Source organism: Pseudaminobacter sp. Soil_N_29, assembly GCF_057656055.1.
On the sequence record NZ_JBDGLC010000051.1, the window covers coordinates 1 to 312 of the forward strand.

Below are 312 nucleotides of genomic sequence, written 5' to 3' on the forward strand. Positions count from 1 at the left end.
TTGAGGCTGGAATCGGCGCCGATCGGCTTGCCGAGATCGGTCGTCTTCTGCGGGTCGACCAGCATGTCGGCATCCGGCCCGGTGGAATAGGCACGCCAGGCACGTGAGCCGTCCTTGATGTTGTAGGCCGTCAGATGGCCACGCACGCCGAATTCGGCGCCCGAGATGCCGACGATCACCTTGTCCTTCACGACCATAGGTGCGGAGGTTCCGGATTCGCCCTTGCCGCCGACGATGTCGTCGCCGTTCTTGACCGACCAGACCATCTTGCCGGTCTTGGCGTCGATCGCGGTCAGCATCGTGTCGGCCTGG

1 protein-coding gene is annotated in these 312 nt (G+C 64.1%); it reads right to left on the reverse strand.

From position 1 onward, the window contains the following. Nucleotides 1–312, reverse strand: a 312-nt coding sequence (locus tag AC3A4H_RS23700) for an outer membrane protein assembly factor BamB family protein (protein ID WP_487768895.1), incomplete at both ends; no start/stop codon positions are given.